The organism is Streptomyces sp. NPDC045701 (assembly GCF_056432045.1).
Window position 1 is genome coordinate 128,317 of sequence record NZ_JBWKJV010000003.1, and the last position, 16,670, is coordinate 144,986.

The window sequence follows — 16,670 nt, forward strand, 5'->3', positions numbered from 1 at the left end:
CGGACCTCGGAACCCGGACCTCAGAACTTGTCGAGCAGTTGCCCGTACACGCCGAACACACCGACCGCGAGCGGGAAGAGCCCCACCATGCCGATGGATTCGACCAGATCGGCCGTGCGCCGCAGCCGCACCCGGACGTGCTCCGGCGGCTGGACCGCCAGGACCACCAGCGGCAGCACCGCCGCCGCGCACAGCACCACGAGCGGCCCGGCGCCCCCGGCGTGGTCCATCCACAGCACCACGAGCCGTACGACCAGCACCGCGGCCGCGGCGAAGAGCGCCACGACCTCCGCGACCAGGGGGAAGGCCCGCGCCCTGGACAGCAGCACCACGGCCACGACCGACGGCAGTACGACCGTCCAGACGCTCGGCCGGTCCGCCAGCGTGAGCAGCCACCCGCCGGCGGCCGCCGACAGCGCGGTGACGATCGTCGCGAGTACCAGGCCCCGGTGCGTGGCGGCCAGGGCGTTGTCCACCTGGTGGCGGCTGACGGAGGCACCGCCCGAGCGCCGGTCGTCGAGCGCGGTGAGCCCCGACGCCATCAGGGCGAGCCGGGGCAGCAGGCCGAGCAGCACCACGGAGAAGACGGCCATGACGGCGCCGAGCCGCGCCGGGTCCCCCTGGACGGCCGCGACGGCCTCCCAGACGAGGGCGAGTCCGGCGGTGGCCCCGGCGCCGATGAGCCCGCCGCGGCCGAGCGGCGAGAACTGGCCCAGCATCGCCAGCGTGACGGTGAGCGCGCCGGCGACGGCGGCGAGCCGCGCGGCGCCGGACCAGTCGTGCGCGTCGGCGGCGGTCCACGCGGCGAGGGCCCCGAGCGCCCCGGAGGCGATCAGGAGCGCCGTCGCCAGGCCCCGGTTGCCCCGGCCGATCCGGGCGACGAGCGCCCCCGCCGCGAGCAGGACGGCCGTCACGGCGGCGAGGGCGCCGGCCAGGGCGTCGAGCGCGAACTCCCGGCGGGCCAGCAGCGCGGCGACCACCGCGAAGACGACCGTCGCCACGCCCGCGCCCGCCCGCCGGGCGGCGGGGCGCCAGCGCCAGGCCTGGAGGTCGAGGTCGTCGGCCACCTGGTCGGTGACGTCGTGCACCACGGGCGCGGGCGGCGCGGAGTGGGCCCTGACGAGCCGGAGGACGGCGCCGTCGGCGACCCCGGCGGACGCCAGGGTGCTGTCGTGCGGCAGCGCGGAGCCGTCGGACGTGATCAGTTGCCGGGTCATCGGCCGGGACGCGGCACGGTCGTCGAGCAACTGGAGGATGTCCGGGAGCAGTTGCCCGATCGGTGTGTCCGAGGGCAGGACGATGTCGGCCCGGCGCCGCTCGCCGACCAGGGTCACCCTGCTCAGTTGCGCCCGGGAAGTCGTTGCTGTGCTCACCACTTACGGGAACCTATCATCGCGACGTCGGGAACTTTCGGGCCATTTCGACCTGCATCGAGGTGTGCACCGCCGACGTTTCCCCCTTCCCTTCACGGGTGTCACTGCGAAGTCCTGCCGGTGTCCGCGGACTTCCCCGGCTTCGCCGGTTGTTCGTACCGCTGCTCCTGCTTGCGCTGCTCGGCCTTCTGCTTGGCCAGGGTGTGCTGGAGGAAGGACCACCCGACGCACCCCGCGCACAGGACGGCCGCGATGGCGATGCCCGCGAAGACCTTGCCGAGCCGCTCGTCCGCCGTACGCCGCGACCGCTGGGCGCCGAACAGCAGCGCGTCGCGCATCCTGCGCCGGCGTACGGCCACCGACTCCAGGAGCTGGCTGTCGTAATCCCGTGCCATGCGTCGTCCGTCCCCCTTGCTTTGCCTCCGCAACATAAGGCATGGGCGAGCGGCCAGTACACCCCAGGGCGGTGCCCCGGGCCGCTGTCCCGGGACCGTGCCGGCGGGCGGCGCCCGACGGCGGAGCGGGCGGCCCGTGCGGTGGCGCCGGTCGGCGTGCGGGCGGACGCTGGAGTGCGAGGACGACCGTACGGACCGGCTCAGAGGGCGAACGCATGATCCAGTCAGCAGACATCCGCGAGTGGCGCGACCACGACGTCGTCGACCCCAAGGGGCACAAGATCGGCGTGCTGGAGGCCATCTACGTGGACACGGCCACCGACGAACCGGCCGTCGCCACCGTACGGACGGGGCTGCCCACCCGGCAGCGGCTGGTGTTCGTCCCGCTCGACGAGGCGGTCGTGGGGCCGGACTACCTCAGGGTGTCGCACTCCAAGGGCGAGGTCCGCAAAGCCCCGTCGATCGGCACGGACGACGTCCTGCCCGCGGAGGGCGAGGCGGAGATCTTCCAGCACTACGGCATGCCGTACGAGCCCGGCGCCGGCGGCGAGCGGAAGCTCGCGCGCCGCTGATCCGGTCCGCCACCCGAGGAGGTGCCCGTCCATGGCGTTGTTCCTGTTCCTGATCATCGTCGCCGTCGTCCTCGGGCTCATCGGCGTCGTCGCCGAGGGCCTGATGTTCCTGCTGATCATCGGCATCGTCGTGCTCGTCCTCGACGTGCTGTTCCTCGGGTTCCGCTGGTCGCGGCGGTCCCGAGGCCGCCCGGTGCGCTAAGGGGCGTCCGTGAGGCCGCTCCTCACCCGGTCGGCCGAGCGGCCCGGTCCGGCCCTTGAGCCGGTGCGGGGCGGGGCGCCAGGGAGGCCGTGAACGGGTGGCGGGGTGCGGCCAGGACCTGCCGCGCCGGGCCCTGCTCGACCAGCTCCCCGCCGTCCAGGACGGCGATCCGGCCGGCCAGGGCGGCGGTGTCCGGGTCGTGGGTGATGAGCACCAGGGACAGGTCGCCGCGCTCCCGGAGGAGGGCGGCCAGCGTGTCGAGGATGCCGCGCCGGGTGACCGTGTCGAGGCCCGAGGTGATCTCGTCGCAGACCAGCACCCGGGGCCGGGCCAGCAGCGCGCGGGCGAGGGCGGCGCGCTGCAGCTCGCCGCCGGAGAGCCGGCCGGGGCGGCGGTGCACCAGGTCGCCGTCGAGCCCCAGGGCGGTGAGGGTGCGCAGGGCCTCGGCCGTCGCCCCGCCGGGGGCCGCGCCGCGCAGCCGGACCGCCGTGCGGGCCACCTGGCCGAGAACGGGGCGGTGTTCGTCGAAGGCGGCGCGGGCGTCCTGGAACACGTACTGCACCGCCGCCAGCTGCTCGCGGGTACGGGCGCGCAGGCTGTGGGGCAGCGGGGCGCCGTCGAGGAGGACGTCGCCTTCGTGGTCCCGGTGCAGCCCGGCCAGGCAGCGGCCCAGGGTCGTCTTGCCGCTGCCGGACCGGCCCACCAGCGCCAGGCACTCGCCGGCGCGCAGGGCGAGGTCCTCGGCGGTGCGCAGCACGGTCGCGCGGCCGTGCCGGGCGGTGAGGCCCGCGGGCACCCGCAGGACGGCACCGGCGGCCCCACCGGACGCGGGCTCGAAGGACGCCGGTCCCGCGAGCGCGGCACCACCGGGCGCGGGGCCCGTGCGTACCGGCTCCTCCGGTGCCGGCTCCCAGCACGCGGCGAGGAGTTCGCGGGTCCAGGGGTGGCGGGGCGCGCGCCACAGCCGGTCGGCGGGGCCGGACTCCACCACCCGGCCGTCCCGCATGACGAGCACCTCGTCGGCGAGGTCCCGCACGACGTCCAGGTCGTGGCTGAGCAGCACCAGGGCGATGCCCTGCCGGGCGACCGCCGCGAGCCGGGCGACGACGTGCCGCTTGGTCAGCGGGTCCAGGCCGGTCGTCGGCTCGTCGGCGACGACGACCTCGGCGCCGAGCAGCAGCGCCTGGGCGAGGACGGCACGCTGCTGCTGGCCGCCCGACAGCTGGTGCGGGTAGCGCCGCAGCAGGTCCTCGCCCTCCGGGAGCCGCGCGCGGGCGAGGGCGTCCAGCACGCGGTTCCGGGCGGCGGTCCGGCGCTCCCGGCGCGGCAGGGAGCGCACCTGGGCGCGGGCGATGTCGGTCAGCAGGGCGTCCACCCGGCGGGCCGGGTTGAGGACGGCGCCCGGCTGCTGGGGCACGTAGCCGACCAGGCCCCGCGGCGCGCGGACCTCTCCGGTGACGTGCGCTCCGGCCGGGTACTCGCCGAGGAGGGCGAGGCCCGTGGTGGTCTTGCCGCTGCCGGACGCGCCGATGAGGGCGGTGACCCTTCCCGGTGACACGCGCAGGTCCACACCGTCGACGATCGCCCGGCCGCCGACGGCGACGCGCAGGTTCCTGATCTCAGCGACGGGGTTCACGTCCGTCTCCTCTTCTCCAGTACCGCGTCGAAGAGCAGGTTGCTCCCCATGGTCAGGGCGACGATCAGCAGCGCGGGCACCACCACGGCCCAGGGCTGGACGAACAGCCCGGTGCGGTTGCGGTCGACCATCACCGCCCAGTCGGCGGCGTCCGGCGCCACGCCCACACCGAGGAACGCGGCCGTCGCCACCAGGTACAGCACGCCCGTCAGCCGTACGCCCGCGTCGGCGACCAGCGTGCGGGCGGACGACCTGCCGACGTACCCGACCGCCATCCGCCACCACGTCTCGCCCTGCATGCGCAGCGCCTCCACGGCGGGGCGGGACGCCGCCTCCGCCGCCGCGGCCCGCACGATGCGTGCCGCGTCCGGGATGTTGACCAGCGCGACGAGCAGGGCGAGGCCGAAGGGGCCGGGCGAGAACACGGCGGCGACCAGCAGGATCATCAGCAGCGACGGCACCGCGAGCAGTACGTCGAGGGGCCGCATCAGCAGCTCCTCCAGCCAGGCGCGGTGGGTGAGCGCGGAGATCAGCCCGAGCGGCAGGGCGGCGGCGTAGGCCAGGGCCGTCGCGGCGAGCGCGACCAGTACCACCGGCCGGCCGCCGAGGAGCACCTGCCGCCACACGCCCCGCCCGGTGAAGTCGGTGCCGAGCCAGTGGCCCCCGCCCGTGGTGAACGAGGTGGCGCGCGGGCCCGGTTCGCCCGCGAACAGCGGGCCGAGCAGGGCGAGGAGGAGCGGTACGCAGACGATCAGCCCGCCCAGGACGAAGCGCCGCCTCACGCCGCCACCCCCGCCCGGGGCGCGAACCGGCGCGCGACGAGGTCGGCGCCCAGGTTGAGGACGACGGTGGCCACCCCGAACACCACGGCGAGGCCCTGCACCACCGGCACGTCCCGTTCGGCGACGGCGTTCATCAGGACGGTGCCGAGGCCGGGGATCACGTACAGCGCCTCCACGACGATCACCCCGCACAGCAGCCAGTCGACGGTGCGGGCCAGTTGCTGCGCGGCGGGCGTGATCGCGTTCGGCAGCGCGTGCCCGTACCGCACGCGGGCGCCGCCGATGCCGTACCGGCGGGCCTGGACGGCGTACGGCGACGCCAGCGCGTCGATCATGCCCGCCCGTACCAGCCGCGCCAGGGAGCACACCGGCCGCGCCAGCAGGACGGCCACCGGGAGCACCAGGGTGGCGGGGTGGGCGAGCAGGTCGGTGCCGTGGCCGACGGCGGTCGGCGGCAGCCAGCCGAGCCGCAGCGCGAACACGGTGATCAGCAGCACCCCGAACGCGAACTCCGGTACCGCGTACACCCCCAGCGTCACCGAGCTGACCAGCCGGTCCGCCCACCGTCCCTCGTGCCGCGCGGCCAGCACCCCGAGGCCCACCCCCACGGGCACCAGCAGCGCGACCGTCAGGGCGGCGAGCAGCAGGGTCGGTCCGAAGCCGTCCGCGATGTACGTGGCGACCGGCCGCCCCGACGCCAGCGAGGTGCCGAAGTCGCCGCCTACCAGCCCCGCCGCCCAGTCGGCGAGCCGCTCGTGGGCGGGCCGGTCCAGCTCCATCGCCTCGCGGATGGCGGCGATCCGCTCCGGGTCGGGCTGGTCACCGGCCAGCGCCACGGCGGCGTCGCCCGGCAGCGCCTCGGTGAGGGCGAAGACGAGCAGGACGACGGCCGCCGTCTGGCCGGCGCCGAGCAGCAGCCGCCGGACCAGCCAGGACGTCACGCCAGCCACACCTTGTCGAAGCGCGCCCAGTCGAGGGAGTTGGCGGGCGCCTCGGACGCGACGCCCCGGACGTTGCCCGCGGTGCCGAGGATCCAGTCGGCGAACCCCCACACCAGGAAGCCGCCCTCGGCGTGCAGACGGCGCTGCATCCGCTCGTAGACCGCGGTGCGGGCCGCCTTGTCCTCGGTGGACTGGGCCTGCTGGTAGAGCGCGTCGAAGTCCTTGTGCCGCCACTTGGTGGCGTTGGTGGTGGAACCGGTCAGCAGCCGCTGGGAGATGTGGGCCTCGATCGGCATGGCTCCGGAGCGGTAGCAGCACAGGGTGCCGGAGTCGAGAATGTCCTTCCAGTAGCTGTCCTTGCTGCCGGTCCTGACGGTGACGGTCACCCCGGCCTTCGCCGCCTGGTCGCGGAAGATCGCGGCGGCCTCGGTGAACCCGGCGGCGACGGGCGAGGTGTCGAGGGTGACCTTCAGCCCCTCGGCGCCGGCCTGCTTGAGCAGTGCCTTGGCCCGGTCGAGGTCTTGTTCGCGCTGCGGGAGGCTCGCGGCGTAGTACTCGTAGCCCTTGCCGAACAGGTCGTTGCCGATCTCGCCGGCGCCGGACAGGGCGCCCTCGACGAGTTCCCGGCGGTCGGCGAGCAGGAAGAACGCCTCGCGGACCCGCCGGTCGTCGAACGGCGGCCGGTCGGTCTTCATGGCGAACGACTGCATGGCGCTGTTGCGGAGCCGGACGATGCGGATGCGCCCCTGCCCCTCGTGGGCACGGGCGGTGGTCGGGTTCAGCTCGTGGGCGTACTCGACCTGACCGCCGAGGAGGGCGTTGACGCGGGCCGACTCCTCGTTGGCGACGACGAACTCCAGCTCGTCGAGGTACGGGGCGCCGTCCCAGTACGCGTCGTTGCGCCGGAAGACGGCGGAGCGGCCGGGCGCGAAGGACACGAAGCGGAACGGGCCGCTGCCGACGGGCTTCCGGTCGAAGTCCGTGACGTCCTGGGGGACGATGTAGGCGCCGAACGCGGCGAGGACGTTGGGGAATTCGGCCGTGGGCCGCTTGAGGACGAACTCGACGGTCCGGGCGTCCACGGCACGGCTCGCCCTCAGGTCGATCGGCTCCAGGGACGCCTTCGCGCGGAACGCCTTGTCCGGGTCGGCGATGCGGCGGTAGCTGTGGAGGACGTCGGCGGCGGTGACCGGCTTGCCGTGGTGGAACGTCGCCTCGCGCAGGGTGACCTTCCAGCGGTCCAGGCCCCCGTTGGGCTCCCAGGACGCGGCCAGGCGGGGGCGGGCGGACAGGTCGGGCCCGTAGTCGGCGAGCTTGTCGAACAGGGCCTTGGCGCGGGCGACGTCGGCGAACAGGTTGCTCAGGTGCGGGTCGAGGGTCTCGCTCGCGCCGCCCCCGGCGAACGCGGCGCGCAGCCGCCCGCCACGCCGGGGCTTGCCGTCGCCCGCGCCGGTGGCGTCGGGCCCGGCCCCGGCGCAGCCGGTGAGGGCGATCGCCCCCAGGCCGGCGACGGCGGTGGCGGTGAGGAAGCCCCGGCGGCGCAGCCCGGGGAAGCGGGGTTCGGTGGCGGGGATGTCGTTCATGGCGGTGTCTTCCTTGCTGTGCGGGCGGACGGCGGTGTCAGCTGCCGGGGGACGTGAGGCGGGCGACGAGGTGCAGCCGGTCGCCGTCGGCCGTGGCGGCGGGCGGGTCGCCCTCGCGCCACGGCGGCTCGGTGCGCGGGCCGGGCCGGTCGTACAGGCCGAGGACCTCGAAGCCGTGGGCCGCCAGGACGTGGCGCAGTTCCTGCGGGAAGAGCAGCCGCCACGCGGAGCGCTGCTCGGCCGGTGGCGACCCGTCGTCGGCGGTCCACACGCGGGTGCGCCGCAGCAGCTGGGCCGCCCGGTCGACGGAGAGGGTGGTGGTGGCGCGGTAGGTGGTGCCCCGCCAGGTGAAGCCGGTGACGGTGGGGGCGTCGAGGAGTTCCGTACGGCCCAGGAAGAAGGCCCCGTTGCGCATCTCGGCGACGAGCAGCCCGCCGGGTGCCAGGGCGCGGCGGCAGGAGGCCAGGAACCCGTCGAGCTGGTCGTTGGTGTGGCAGTACAGCAGGGCGCTGTCGAGGCACACCACGGCGTCGAAGGCCCGCGTCCCGAGGTCGAAGCCGTGCAGGTCGGCCCGGACGTAGTGGGGGCCGGGGTGGTGGGCGCGGGCGTGGGCCAGCATCGTGTCGGACAGGTCCGCGCCGGTGACCTCGCGTCCCGCGGCGTGGAGGCGCGCGGCGTCGCGGCCGGTGCCGCAGCCGATGTCCAGGACGCGCGGCCCGGCCCCGTACCGGCGCAGGGTGTCCTCGGTCCAGCGTCCGGCGAGCCGGTCGGGGTCGGGGAACCGCGCCTCGTACAGCGCGGGGTGGTCGGTGAGCAGGTTGGCCGTGGTGGTCATACGCGTCGCCTCGTGTCCTTCGGTTTCCCGGCGCGTCCGGGCGCCGCCGCGGCTCCGGGGCCCGGGCCGGGTCCGGGGTCGGCGCCGGGCTCGGGGCCGGGGTCGGTGCCGTGCTCCGGCAGGGCCCGGAGGCGGTGCAGCCACGCCACGCCCGCGGCGGAGGCCAGCCCGAGGGCCAGGCAGCACGCCCAGGGCAGCCAGGCCGCACCCCCGTGCCCGCCGGCGTCCATGGCCCGGCCGACGACCGTGTTGCCCACGGCGGCGGCGACGCCGGAGACCGCGTAGAACAGCCCGAAGTACGTGCCGGTGAGCTCCGGCCGGCCGAAACCGGGGATCAGCTCCATCACGAACGGCTGGGCGATCATGACGCCCAGGTACAGCAGCAGCGCCCCGCCCAGCACGGGCAGCACCCGCAGCGCGGCCTCGGCCGGGCCGCCGGGCGCCGGCCCGCCGCCCGCCACCGCCATGGGCGGCAGGAACGACAGCCCCATCAGGGCGAGCCCCGAGGCGATCCACCGCGCCCGGCTGCCGCGCCGCTTCAGGGCCCGGGTGAGGGGCAGCTGGAGCGCCAGGTTGGCGAGGGTGCCGACGAGGAACACCAGCCCCGCGGCGCCGTCCCAGCCGGTGGCCGCCCGCGCCCCGTCGGGCAGCAGCAGGTACAGCTGGTTCTCCATGGTGAACATCCCGACCATCGCCAGGGAGAAGGCCCCGAACCGCCGGTTGCCGACCACCTCCCGCCAGTCGCCGAGCACACTGCCGTGGACGGGCGGGGCGGCCTCGCGCGCCGGGAGCACCAGCGCCTGGGCGACGGTCAGCAGGGCGAAGATCCCGGCCGCGGTGAGCGCGGAGACGCGGAAGTCGACGAGCAGCAGGGCGCTGCCGAGGAGCGGGCCGACCAGGGCGCCGGTGGTCGCGAACACGTTGAACAGGGCGAACGCCTCGGCCCGGCGCTCCCCGGCCTCCTGGGCGAGGTAGCTGCGGACGGCCGGGTTGAACAGGGCGCCCGCCAGCCCGCTGAGGACGGAGGCGGCCAGCAGCACCACGAGCCCGTCGCCGAGCGCGAACATGCCGAAGCCGACGGTCCGCAGCGCGCACCCGGTGATGATGACCCGGCGCGCCCCCAGCCGGTCCGAAGCGGAGCCGCCGATGAGGAACAGGCCCTGCTGGCTGAGGTTGCGTACGCCGAGGACGACGCCGACCAAGGCCGCCGACATCCCCAGGTCGTCGGTGAGGTGCAGGGCGAGGTAGGGGATCAGGAGATAGAAGCCGGTGTTGACGCCCAGCTGGTTGACCAGCAGGAGCCGGATCGCGAGCGGGAAGCCGCGTATCTCGTGCCAGGTCTTCACTCGTCGCCCCCTTCGGTGCGGTGGCGTGGGCGTACGCCGAGGCCGGGGCTCCAGCCCGTGCGTACGGTGCCGTCGGCGCCGCCGATGCCGGTCCACGGGTCGTCGGCGAGGAGCAGGTGCCCGTCCAGGTCGGTCCACCGGGCGCGGTCGGCCAGGTGGACGGCGGGGGCGATGCCGAGGGTGCTGGCGGTGAGGCAGCCGAGCATCAGGTCGGTGCCGCTGCCGGCGATCAGCTTCGCGATCCGCAGGGCGGCGGACGGGCCGCCGCACTTGGCGAGCTTGACGTTGACGCCCTGGACGCGTCCCGCGAGGCGCCGGACGTCCTCGATGCCGACCGCGTCCTCGTCGGCGACGACCGGCAGCGGTGAGCGCTCGGCGAGCCGTGCCAGCGCCTCGGGGTCGCCGGGGGCGAGCGGCTGCTCGACGGCCTCCACGCCCAGCGCCGCGAAGTACGGCAGCAGGCGCTCCGCCTCCGCCACCGTCCAGGCGCCGTTGGGGTCGAGCAGGAGCCGGGCGTGCGGGGCGGCGGCGCGCACGGCCCGTACGCGTTCGACGTCGTCGTCCGGGTCGGGCGCACCCGCCTTGATCTTGAGGACGGTGAACCCGTCCCGCGCCAGCCGGCCGGCCTGCGCCGCGGCCCGCCGGGTTGGGACGATGCCGATGGTGCGGGCGGTCGGGGCGCACGGCGGGGCGCCGGGCGGGACGGGGTCGCCGAGAAGCTGGTGCGCGGGGGTGTCCGCGCGCTTGCCGGCGAGGTCGAGCAGCGCCGACTCGACCGCGGCGGTCACCGCCGGCGGGCCGTCGGTCAGCGCCGGGTCGCCGGCGCGCAGGGCGCCGAGGGCGCTCTCGGGGCCGGCGTGCCGGAGCAGTTCGCGGGCCCGGTCGTCCAGCAGCCGCCCGATGGTGGGGGCGTCGAGCCCGTAGTACGTGCTGGTGACGACCTCCCCGTGGCCGGACAGCCCCTCGTGCCGGACGGTCAGCCACACCGCGTCGCGGGCGGCCATGGTGGAGCGGGAGATGCGCAGCGGCTCGGTGAGCCGGAGGTGGACGGTGCGGCGGGTGACGTTCACGGGGTCTCCTCGGCGGGGCGGCCCAGGGGGTCGGTGACGGTCCGGCACCGGGCCCAGCCGGTGGCCTCCACGGCACGCGGGTGGGGGATCTCGACGGGCCGGGTGGCGGCGGTGGACGGGTCGACGCCGTGGGCGGTGGTGAAGTCGTCGTCGTACACGGAGCCGAGGTAGCGGTGCGGTCCGTCGGGGAAGACGGTGGCGACGACCGCCCCGGGGTGGACGCGGGCGGCCCAGGCGGCGACGAGCGCGACGGCCCCGGTGCTCCAGCCGCCGCTGACGAACCCGGTGCGGGCGAGGCGGCGGCAGGTGTCGACGGCCTCGGCCGGGCCGACCCAGTGGACCTCGTCGAACGCGTCGTAGGCGACGTTGCGGGGGTGGATGCTGCTGCCCAGGCCGCGCATCAGGCGGGGCCTGGCTGGCTGGCCGAAGATGGTCGAGCCGGTGGCGTCCACGCCGATGAGCCGCAGCGCCGGCCAGTGCCGCCGCAGCGGGCCGGTGAGCCCGGCGCTGTGGCCGCCGGTGCCGACGCTGCACACCAGCACGTCGAGGTGGTCGAGCTGGGTCGCCAGCTCGGCGGCCATCGAGGCGTAACCGGCGGTGTTGTCCGGGTTGTTGTACTGGTCGGGCCAGTACGCGTCCGGCAGCGTCGCCAGCAGGGCGCGCAGCCGCGCGAGGCGGGCCGCCTGCCAGCCGCCCTCGGCGGCCGGGCGGTCGACCAGCTCCAGCCGGGCCCCGTAGGCGCGCAGCAGTTGCCGCATCGACGGTTCGAGCTCGGTGTCGCAGACCAGCACGACGGGGTGGCCGAGGGCCTGCCCGGCGAACGCCAGACCGATGCCGAGCGTCCCGGAGGTGGACTCCACCACCGGTGCGCCGGGGCGCAGTTCGCCGCGCTCCTCGGCGCCCAGCAGCATGGACACGGCCGCCCGGGCCTTCATGCCGCCGACGCCGAGACCTTCGAGCTTGGCCCAGAACCCGGGCTGCGGGCGGGGCAGGTCGGCGGTGATCCGGGCCAGCGGGGTGCGGCCCACCAGGGCGAGCAGGTCCCGGTTGCCGGCGGGGCTCAGTACGGCCGTGGTCACGAGGCGGCCCCGCCGTAGCGGTGGACGACGCCCGGACCGCCGTCCAGCCAGAAGAAGGGGTACGGCTCCGCGCACACCGCGCTCACCCCGGCGCCGATCAGGCGCGGCAGCACCGCGCTGCCGGTCTGCGCGAACATCACCAGCGGCTTGCCGTGCCGCAGCGCGTGGGCGCGCAGCGGCTCGAAGCTGCCGTTGCCGAGGGTCATGCCGGAGGCGAGGACCGCGTCGCAGCGCTCCAGTTCGGCGAGGGCGTCGGTCCGCACCGGCTCGCCCCACTCGGTCGTGCCGCCCTTGAGGTCGCACGGCACGTACGCCAGGCCGCGGGCCCGCAGGGCCTCCAGCAGCGAGTTGACGACGCCCACGACGAGCACGGTGTCGCCGGGCGGGGCGTCGAGCAGGTCGACGACGGCCCGGGCGCGGGCCCGCGACTTGTCGAGCGACCCGCCCGCCGGTAGGGGGAACGGCCGGGCTCCGTGCGCGGCGGTGTGGGGCAGCGCGTGCATCAGGTACGCGTCCAGCGCGGCCACCCGCACCGGCAGCAGCTCGTGGTCCAGCAGCCGGGCGACGTCCGCGCCCACGCAGTCGTCGACGGCCCCGTCGGGCAGGCCGCCCGGTTCGACGGCGCACGAGCCGACGGCCGCCGAGAGGCGCAGGCTCAGCACCTCGTTGCGGTAGCCGCCGCTGCGCCCGTGGTGCCGTACCGACTGGCGGGTGGTGAACGCCACGGACACCCGCTGGGTGCCCGGGTCGGGCCCCAGGTCGCCGCGCCGGACGCGCTCGACGAGGTCGTCGTAGGAGGTGGCGGCGCCCGTGGAGGCGGTGGTGGCCGTGGCGGCTGTCCCGGTCATCGGCGCACCACCCGGGGACGGAGCGCCGACAGGAGCGCCTCGACGCGGTCGCGGGCGCCGTCGCCGGCGGCGTCGCCGGCCATGACGTGGCCCAGGTACTCGTTGTTGCTGCCCGCCGCCCTGACGGCCCTGCCCGGCTCGGCGAGCTGGAGTTCCAGCAGGTCCGGCGCCCCGCGCACCTCGTCGGCGCCGTCGACCCCGTCCAGCACGCCCTCCCGGTCCGGGACGAGGAACCCGATCGCGGCACTGCTCAGTCCGGTGGCCCGCCGCCGCAGGTCCGGCTCGCGGCCGAGGGCGACGTCCACGGCGGCGGCCGCCAGGTCGACGCCGTGGACGTGGCGTATGAGTTCGGTGATGCGGTTCCCGGCGGGCCGGGGGTTGACCTCGACCACGCGCGGCCCGGCGGCGGTCAGTTTGATCTCGGTGTGGGTGACCACGCCGTCCAGACCGAGGGCCTTGACGGCGTGCAGCGCGGTCCGTTCCGCCGCCTCGGTGTCGGCGGGAGTGAGCGCGGCCGGGAACATGTGGCCGGTCTCGATGAACGCGGGCGCGCCGCCCACGCTCTTGTCGGTCACCCCGACGACGTGGCAGGTGCCGTGGTACGAGACCGTCTCGACGCTGACCTCGGGCCCCTCCAGGAGCTCTTCGAGCAGGACGACCGGCGCCCGGCGCTGGCCGCGCGCGTTGACGGGAAAGGCGGCCAGCGCCCGGTGCGCGGCGATCAGGGCGGCCTCGTCGTCGACGCGCCGGACGAACATCCCGGCGCACAGGTCGACCGGCTTGAGGACCAGCGGGTAGCCGATCTCCCGTGCGGCGCGCTCCGCCTCCGCCCGGTCGGCGCAGACCGCGAAGCGCGGCCCGGGCACCCCGGCCTCCGCCAGGACGCGCCGGGTGGCGTCCTTGCGGCAGGCGTTCACCACCGCCTCGGGGGTGGGGCCCGGCAGGCCGAGGCGCCCGGCGATCCGCGCGGCGGTCTCCAGGTAGTAGTCGCACGAGGTGATCACCCCGTCGAACCCCAGGGCGGCGTGGGCCCGCTCGACGAACGGCAGCAGCGCGTCGGTGTCGTTGGTGTCGGCCGTCAGCACGTGGCGGGCGGCGAGCAGCGGGTGCGCGGTGCCCTCGGGGGCGGCGCGCAGGTAGTGGTGCAGGTCACGGGTGAGGAAGGTGAACTCGTGGCCCTCCTCGCGGATCGCCCGTGGCAGCAGTCTGCTCATCGATCCGACCCAGCTCTCGACCACCAGCAGATGAGCCACGGCTTCCCCTCCTCGAATGTGCGCGGCGCGATGCGCGCTTGACCGGGGAGCACGGTATCGATAATCGTTTTCATTGTCATCTGATTGAACGTCGCTTCTTCGAATGCGAGACCCGTGTCCTCCGCTGCCCGCCGCCCGGCCCTGCTGTACGCCCTCGTCACCGCCACGGTCGCCACCGCGCTCGCCCCGGCGCCCGCACGGGCCGGCACCGCCGCCCCGGCGCCCGCCGGGATCCCGGCCCCCGCGCTCCGGTTCGGGGCCTGCCCCGCCTCCGTACCGGCGCCGCCGGAGCCCGGCCGGGTCGAGTGCGGGTGGCTCACCGTGCCGCTGGACCACCACCGGCCCGACGGCGAGCGGATCCGTATCGCCGTCTCCCGGGTGCCCGCCACCGGGACGCCAGGCGAGCGCCGCGGCGTCCTGCTGGTGAACCCCGGCGGGCCCGGCGGCTCCGGGCTCGGCTACGCCGTCACCAAGCGGGCCAAGCTCCCCGAGAGCGTGCGGCGGGCGTACGACGTCATCGGCTTCGACCCGCGCGGCACCGGGCTCAGCGCGCCCGCCGACTGCGGCCCGATGGGCGGGCTGTTCACCGCGCCCGGCCCCGACCCGGTGCCCGAGGGCCGCGCGGAGGAGGCGGCGTACCTCGGTGCGCTGCGGCGCACGGCGGACGACTGCGCCGCCGGGACCGGCGCCGCCCTGCCGTACCTGTCGACCACCGCGACCGCCCACGACATGGACGCCCTGCGCGCCGCGCTCGGGGAGCGGCGCGTCGGCTTCCTCGGCGTCAGCTACGGCAGTTACCTCGGCGCCGCGTACACGGCCCTGTACCCGCACCGCGTGGGGCGCATGGTGCTGGACAGCGTCGTCGGCCCCTGGGACTGGTACGACTTCGACGTACGCCAGAGCCGGGCGCTGCTGCACCGGCGCGAGGTGTTCTTCGACTGGACCGCCCGGTACCACGAGCGCTTCGGCCTGGGCGCCACCGCCGACCGGGTACGCGCCGCCTACCTGCGGTCCCGCGCCGCCTACGGCCCCGCGGAGTTCGACCGCGCCGTCTACCGCGCCCTCGGCCGCACGGAGCGCTGGGCGCCGCTCGCCGACGGCATCCGCGCCCACCTGAGCGACGGCGACACCGCGCCGCTCCGCCCCAAGGAGCCGTTCGACGGCCCCGCCTCACGGACGTACGAGGCCGCCAACCGCGCCGTGAAGTGCGCCGACGGCCCCGGCCCGACGCCCGGCCGGGTCGTCGCCGACCTCCGCCGCATACGCCGGGCCGATCCGCAGCCGGTGCTCACCGGCATGGAGGCCGCCGTCTGCGCCTACTGGCACCACGTGCCCGCCCGCCGCACACCGCTCGGTTCGCCCGGCGCCCCGCCCGTGCTGCTGGTCGCCTCCGAGCACGACCCGGTCACGCCCGTCGAGGGCGCCCGGGAGCTGCGGCGGCGGCTGCCCGGCTCGCGCCTGGTGACCCTCCACGACGACTACTCCCACGGCGTGTTCGCCAGCCGCGGCAACGCGTGCGTGGACGGTGCCGTGGCCGCCTACCTCACCGACGGCACCGTCCCGCCTGCCGACGTGCACTGCGCGGGCCCCGGCCTGCCCACTCCCTGAGGCCAGGTCCGCCGGGTCCCCGCACGGCCCGCGGCGACCCGGCCGGCCGGTGTGGCGGCGTGTGGTCCCGCACCCCGCCGCACTGCGCCCATATGGCGCCATATCGGTGCCGACCCCCCGCCGTTCGTGCCGCTGTCGGGTGGCGCGTGGGGCGGCACCCGTGCCTTCCGCCCGGACTCCGGCGTTGTCGGGGTACCGCAGGCCGGCCCGGACCGCCCAGGCCGCAGTACGACCACGGAGAGAAGCCCCATGACCAGGACCCGTCGCGTCACCGTCCGTATCGTCGCCACCACCGCCGCCACCGCGACCCTCGCCCTCGGCGGCGCGGCCACCGCGCACGCGGCCGCCGACCCGCTGGGCGGCATCACCGGTGCCGTGCCCGGCGGCCTGCTGGGCGCCCTCCCCGGCGGCCTCCTCGGCGGCGCGTCCGGCCCCCTGGGCAGCGTGACGGCACCGCTCGGCGGCGCGACCCAGCTCGCCTCTGCGGGCGGCCTGTCCAGCGCCACCCAGTTCGTCCACGGGCTGCTCGGCACCCTCTCCGCGGTGCGCTAGGTGCAGTGACCCGCGGGGTTGTTCACGCGGGTCGAAACACCCGGGCGGCGCGGGCCGACGGCCCCGCGCGCCCAGGGGGCCGCGACCGGTGACACATCCCGGTCGCGGCCCCGTCCGTGTCCCCGCCTCCGGTGACGCCCGGCCTCAGTTCCCGCGCGGGGCGTACATGATCACCGCCATGCCGACCAGGCAGACGAGCGCGCCGACGACGTCGAAGCGGTCCGGGCGGTAGCCGTCCGCGACCACGCCCCACGCGAGCGACCCGGCGATGAACACCCCGCCGTACGCCGCCAGTACCCGCCCGAACGCGTCATCGCTCTGGAACGTGGCCACCACCCCGTACAGACCCAGCGCGATCACCCCGGCACCGATCCAGATCCAGCCCCGGTTCTCCCGCAGGCCCTGCCACACGAGCCAGGCACCTCCGATCTCGAACAGCGCGGCGGCGACGAACAGGGCGACGGAACGGGCGACGAGCACGGCGGCGGGTCCTTCCGGGTGCGGGGGCTCCAGCATCCCGCCCGCCGGCCGGCCGCGCACATCCCGCACCCCCTTCCCGGTCCGGTTGCCCGCACCCGCCGGAACACGCCAATCC

At 75.9% G+C, this 16,670-nt stretch carries 17 protein-coding genes; 4 read left to right on the forward strand and 13 right to left on the reverse strand.

All coding sequences use genetic code 11. The features are described from left to right. Window positions 1–20 precede the first annotated feature (20 nt). Window positions 21–1,376 (reverse strand): type VII secretion integral membrane protein EccD, encoded by a 1,356-nt coding sequence (gene eccD, locus AC07DW_RS04725; RefSeq protein WP_478856164.1) that lies wholly within the window; start codon window positions 1,374–1,376, stop codon window positions 21–23. 98 nt (window positions 1,377–1,474) lie between these two features. Next, window positions 1,475–1,768 (reverse strand): hypothetical protein, encoded by a 294-nt coding sequence (locus tag AC07DW_RS04730; protein WP_478856165.1) that lies wholly within the window; start codon window positions 1,766–1,768, stop codon window positions 1,475–1,477. A 215-nt stretch (window positions 1,769–1,983) separates the two neighbouring features. On the opposite strand from AC07DW_RS04730, the gene AC07DW_RS04735 reads away from it, so the two are divergent. Together AC07DW_RS04735 and AC07DW_RS04740 are read left to right on the forward strand one after the other, a co-directional pair. Continuing rightward, entirely contained in the window at window positions 1,984–2,340 is a 357-nt protein-coding gene (locus AC07DW_RS04735) for a PRC-barrel domain-containing protein (protein WP_478856166.1), read from the forward strand. 31 nt (window positions 2,341–2,371) lie between these two features. After that, the gene (locus tag AC07DW_RS04740; protein ID WP_478856167.1) at window positions 2,372–2,542 is read left to right on the forward strand and encodes a hypothetical protein; all 171 of its coding nucleotides are present in this window, start codon (window positions 2,372–2,374) and stop codon (window positions 2,540–2,542) included. Window positions 2,543–2,564: 22 nt separating this feature from the next. On the opposite strand, the gene AC07DW_RS04745 is transcribed toward AC07DW_RS04740, so the two are convergent. Genes AC07DW_RS04745 through AC07DW_RS04790 form a run of 10 tightly spaced genes read right to left on the reverse strand, consistent with a single transcriptional unit; the run spans window position 2,565 to window position 13,915 of the window. Beyond that, complete coding sequence (locus AC07DW_RS04745) at window positions 2,565–4,178, reverse strand: ABC transporter ATP-binding protein (protein WP_478856168.1); 1,614 nt, start codon at window positions 4,176–4,178, stop codon at window positions 2,565–2,567. After that, a complete protein-coding gene (locus tag AC07DW_RS04750; protein ID WP_478856169.1) occupies window positions 4,175–4,960 on the reverse strand; it encodes an ABC transporter permease subunit in 786 nt (261 codons plus the stop codon). The genes AC07DW_RS04745 and AC07DW_RS04750 overlap by 4 nt, the downstream gene beginning before the upstream one ends. Further along, window positions 4,957–5,910, reverse strand: a complete 954-nt coding sequence (locus AC07DW_RS04755; protein WP_478856170.1) for an ABC transporter permease — start codon at window positions 5,908–5,910, stop codon at window positions 4,957–4,959. The genes AC07DW_RS04750 and AC07DW_RS04755 overlap by 4 nt, the downstream gene beginning before the upstream one ends. Further along, complete coding sequence (locus AC07DW_RS04760; RefSeq protein WP_478856171.1) at window positions 5,898–7,484, reverse strand: ABC transporter substrate-binding protein; 1,587 nt, start codon at window positions 7,482–7,484, stop codon at window positions 5,898–5,900. The genes AC07DW_RS04755 and AC07DW_RS04760 overlap by 13 nt, the downstream gene beginning before the upstream one ends. A gap of 37 nt (window positions 7,485–7,521) precedes the next feature. Next, the gene (locus AC07DW_RS04765) at window positions 7,522–8,319 is read right to left on the reverse strand and encodes a class I SAM-dependent DNA methyltransferase (protein WP_478856172.1); all 798 of its coding nucleotides are present in this window, start codon (window positions 8,317–8,319) and stop codon (window positions 7,522–7,524) included. Continuing rightward, window positions 8,316–9,665, reverse strand: a complete 1,350-nt coding sequence (locus AC07DW_RS04770) for an MFS transporter (protein ID WP_478856173.1) — start codon at window positions 9,663–9,665, stop codon at window positions 8,316–8,318. Before AC07DW_RS04770 ends, AC07DW_RS04765 begins: the two co-directional genes overlap by 4 nt. Next, window positions 9,662–10,735 carry a mandelate racemase/muconate lactonizing enzyme family protein gene (locus AC07DW_RS04775; RefSeq protein ID WP_478856174.1) on the reverse strand — a complete coding sequence of 358 codons (1,074 nt, stop codon included), beginning with the start codon at window positions 10,733–10,735 and terminating at the stop codon, window positions 9,662–9,664. Before AC07DW_RS04775 ends, AC07DW_RS04770 begins: the two co-directional genes overlap by 4 nt. Further along, window positions 10,732–11,814, reverse strand: a complete 1,083-nt coding sequence (locus tag AC07DW_RS04780) for a PLP-dependent cysteine synthase family protein (protein WP_478856175.1) — start codon at window positions 11,812–11,814, stop codon at window positions 10,732–10,734. Before AC07DW_RS04780 ends, AC07DW_RS04775 begins: the two co-directional genes overlap by 4 nt. Next, a complete protein-coding gene (locus AC07DW_RS04785) occupies window positions 11,811–12,662 on the reverse strand; it encodes a Rossmann-like domain-containing protein (protein WP_478856176.1) in 852 nt (283 codons plus the stop codon). The genes AC07DW_RS04780 and AC07DW_RS04785 overlap by 4 nt, the downstream gene beginning before the upstream one ends. After that, window positions 12,659–13,915 (reverse strand): ATP-grasp domain-containing protein, encoded by a 1,257-nt coding sequence (locus AC07DW_RS04790; protein ID WP_478856177.1) that lies wholly within the window; start codon window positions 13,913–13,915, stop codon window positions 12,659–12,661. Before AC07DW_RS04790 ends, AC07DW_RS04785 begins: the two co-directional genes overlap by 4 nt. Window positions 13,916–14,029: 114 nt before the next feature. Here AC07DW_RS04790 and AC07DW_RS04795 point away from each other — a divergent pair, with 114 nt between their 5' ends. Both AC07DW_RS04795 and AC07DW_RS04800 read left to right on the forward strand, forming a co-directional pair. After that, window positions 14,030–15,523 carry an alpha/beta hydrolase gene (locus AC07DW_RS04795; RefSeq protein ID WP_478856178.1) on the forward strand — a complete coding sequence of 498 codons (1,494 nt, stop codon included), beginning with the start codon at window positions 14,030–14,032 and terminating at the stop codon, window positions 15,521–15,523. Window positions 15,524–15,772: 249 nt separating this feature from the next. After that, on the forward strand, window positions 15,773–16,075 hold the full coding sequence (locus tag AC07DW_RS04800) for a hypothetical protein (RefSeq protein WP_478856179.1): 303 nt from the start codon (window positions 15,773–15,775) through the stop codon (window positions 16,073–16,075). Between the two features lie 144 nt (window positions 16,076–16,219). Here AC07DW_RS04800 and AC07DW_RS04805 read toward each other — a convergent pair whose 3' ends face one another. Next, window positions 16,220–16,555 carry a YnfA family protein gene (locus tag AC07DW_RS04805; RefSeq protein WP_478856379.1) on the reverse strand — a complete coding sequence of 112 codons (336 nt, stop codon included), beginning with the start codon at window positions 16,553–16,555 and terminating at the stop codon, window positions 16,220–16,222. Window positions 16,556–16,670: the final 115 nt, after the last annotated feature.

Excerpts from the sequence above, each read along its gene's own strand:
- AC07DW_RS04740 (WP_478856167.1), top strand. The coding sequence starts at position 2,372 with ATGGCGTTGTTCCTGTTCCTGATCATCGTCGCCGTCGTCCTCGGGCTC.
- AC07DW_RS04800 (WP_478856179.1), top strand. The coding sequence starts at position 15,773 with ATGACCAGGACCCGTCGCGTCACCGTCCGTATCGTCGCCACCACCGCC.
- AC07DW_RS04735 (WP_478856166.1), top strand. The coding sequence starts at position 1,984 with ATGATCCAGTCAGCAGACATCCGCGAGTGGCGCGACCACGACGTCGTC.
- AC07DW_RS04730 (WP_478856165.1), bottom strand. The coding sequence starts at position 1,768 with ATGGCACGGGATTACGACAGCCAGCTCCTGGAGTCGGTGGCCGTACGC.
- AC07DW_RS04785 (WP_478856176.1), bottom strand. The coding sequence starts at position 12,662 with ATGACCGGGACAGCCGCCACGGCCACCACCGCCTCCACGGGCGCCGCC.
- AC07DW_RS04760 (WP_478856171.1), bottom strand. The coding sequence starts at position 7,484 with ATGAACGACATCCCCGCCACCGAACCCCGCTTCCCCGGGCTGCGCCGC.
- AC07DW_RS04765 (WP_478856172.1), bottom strand. The coding sequence starts at position 8,319 with ATGACCACCACGGCCAACCTGCTCACCGACCACCCCGCGCTGTACGAG.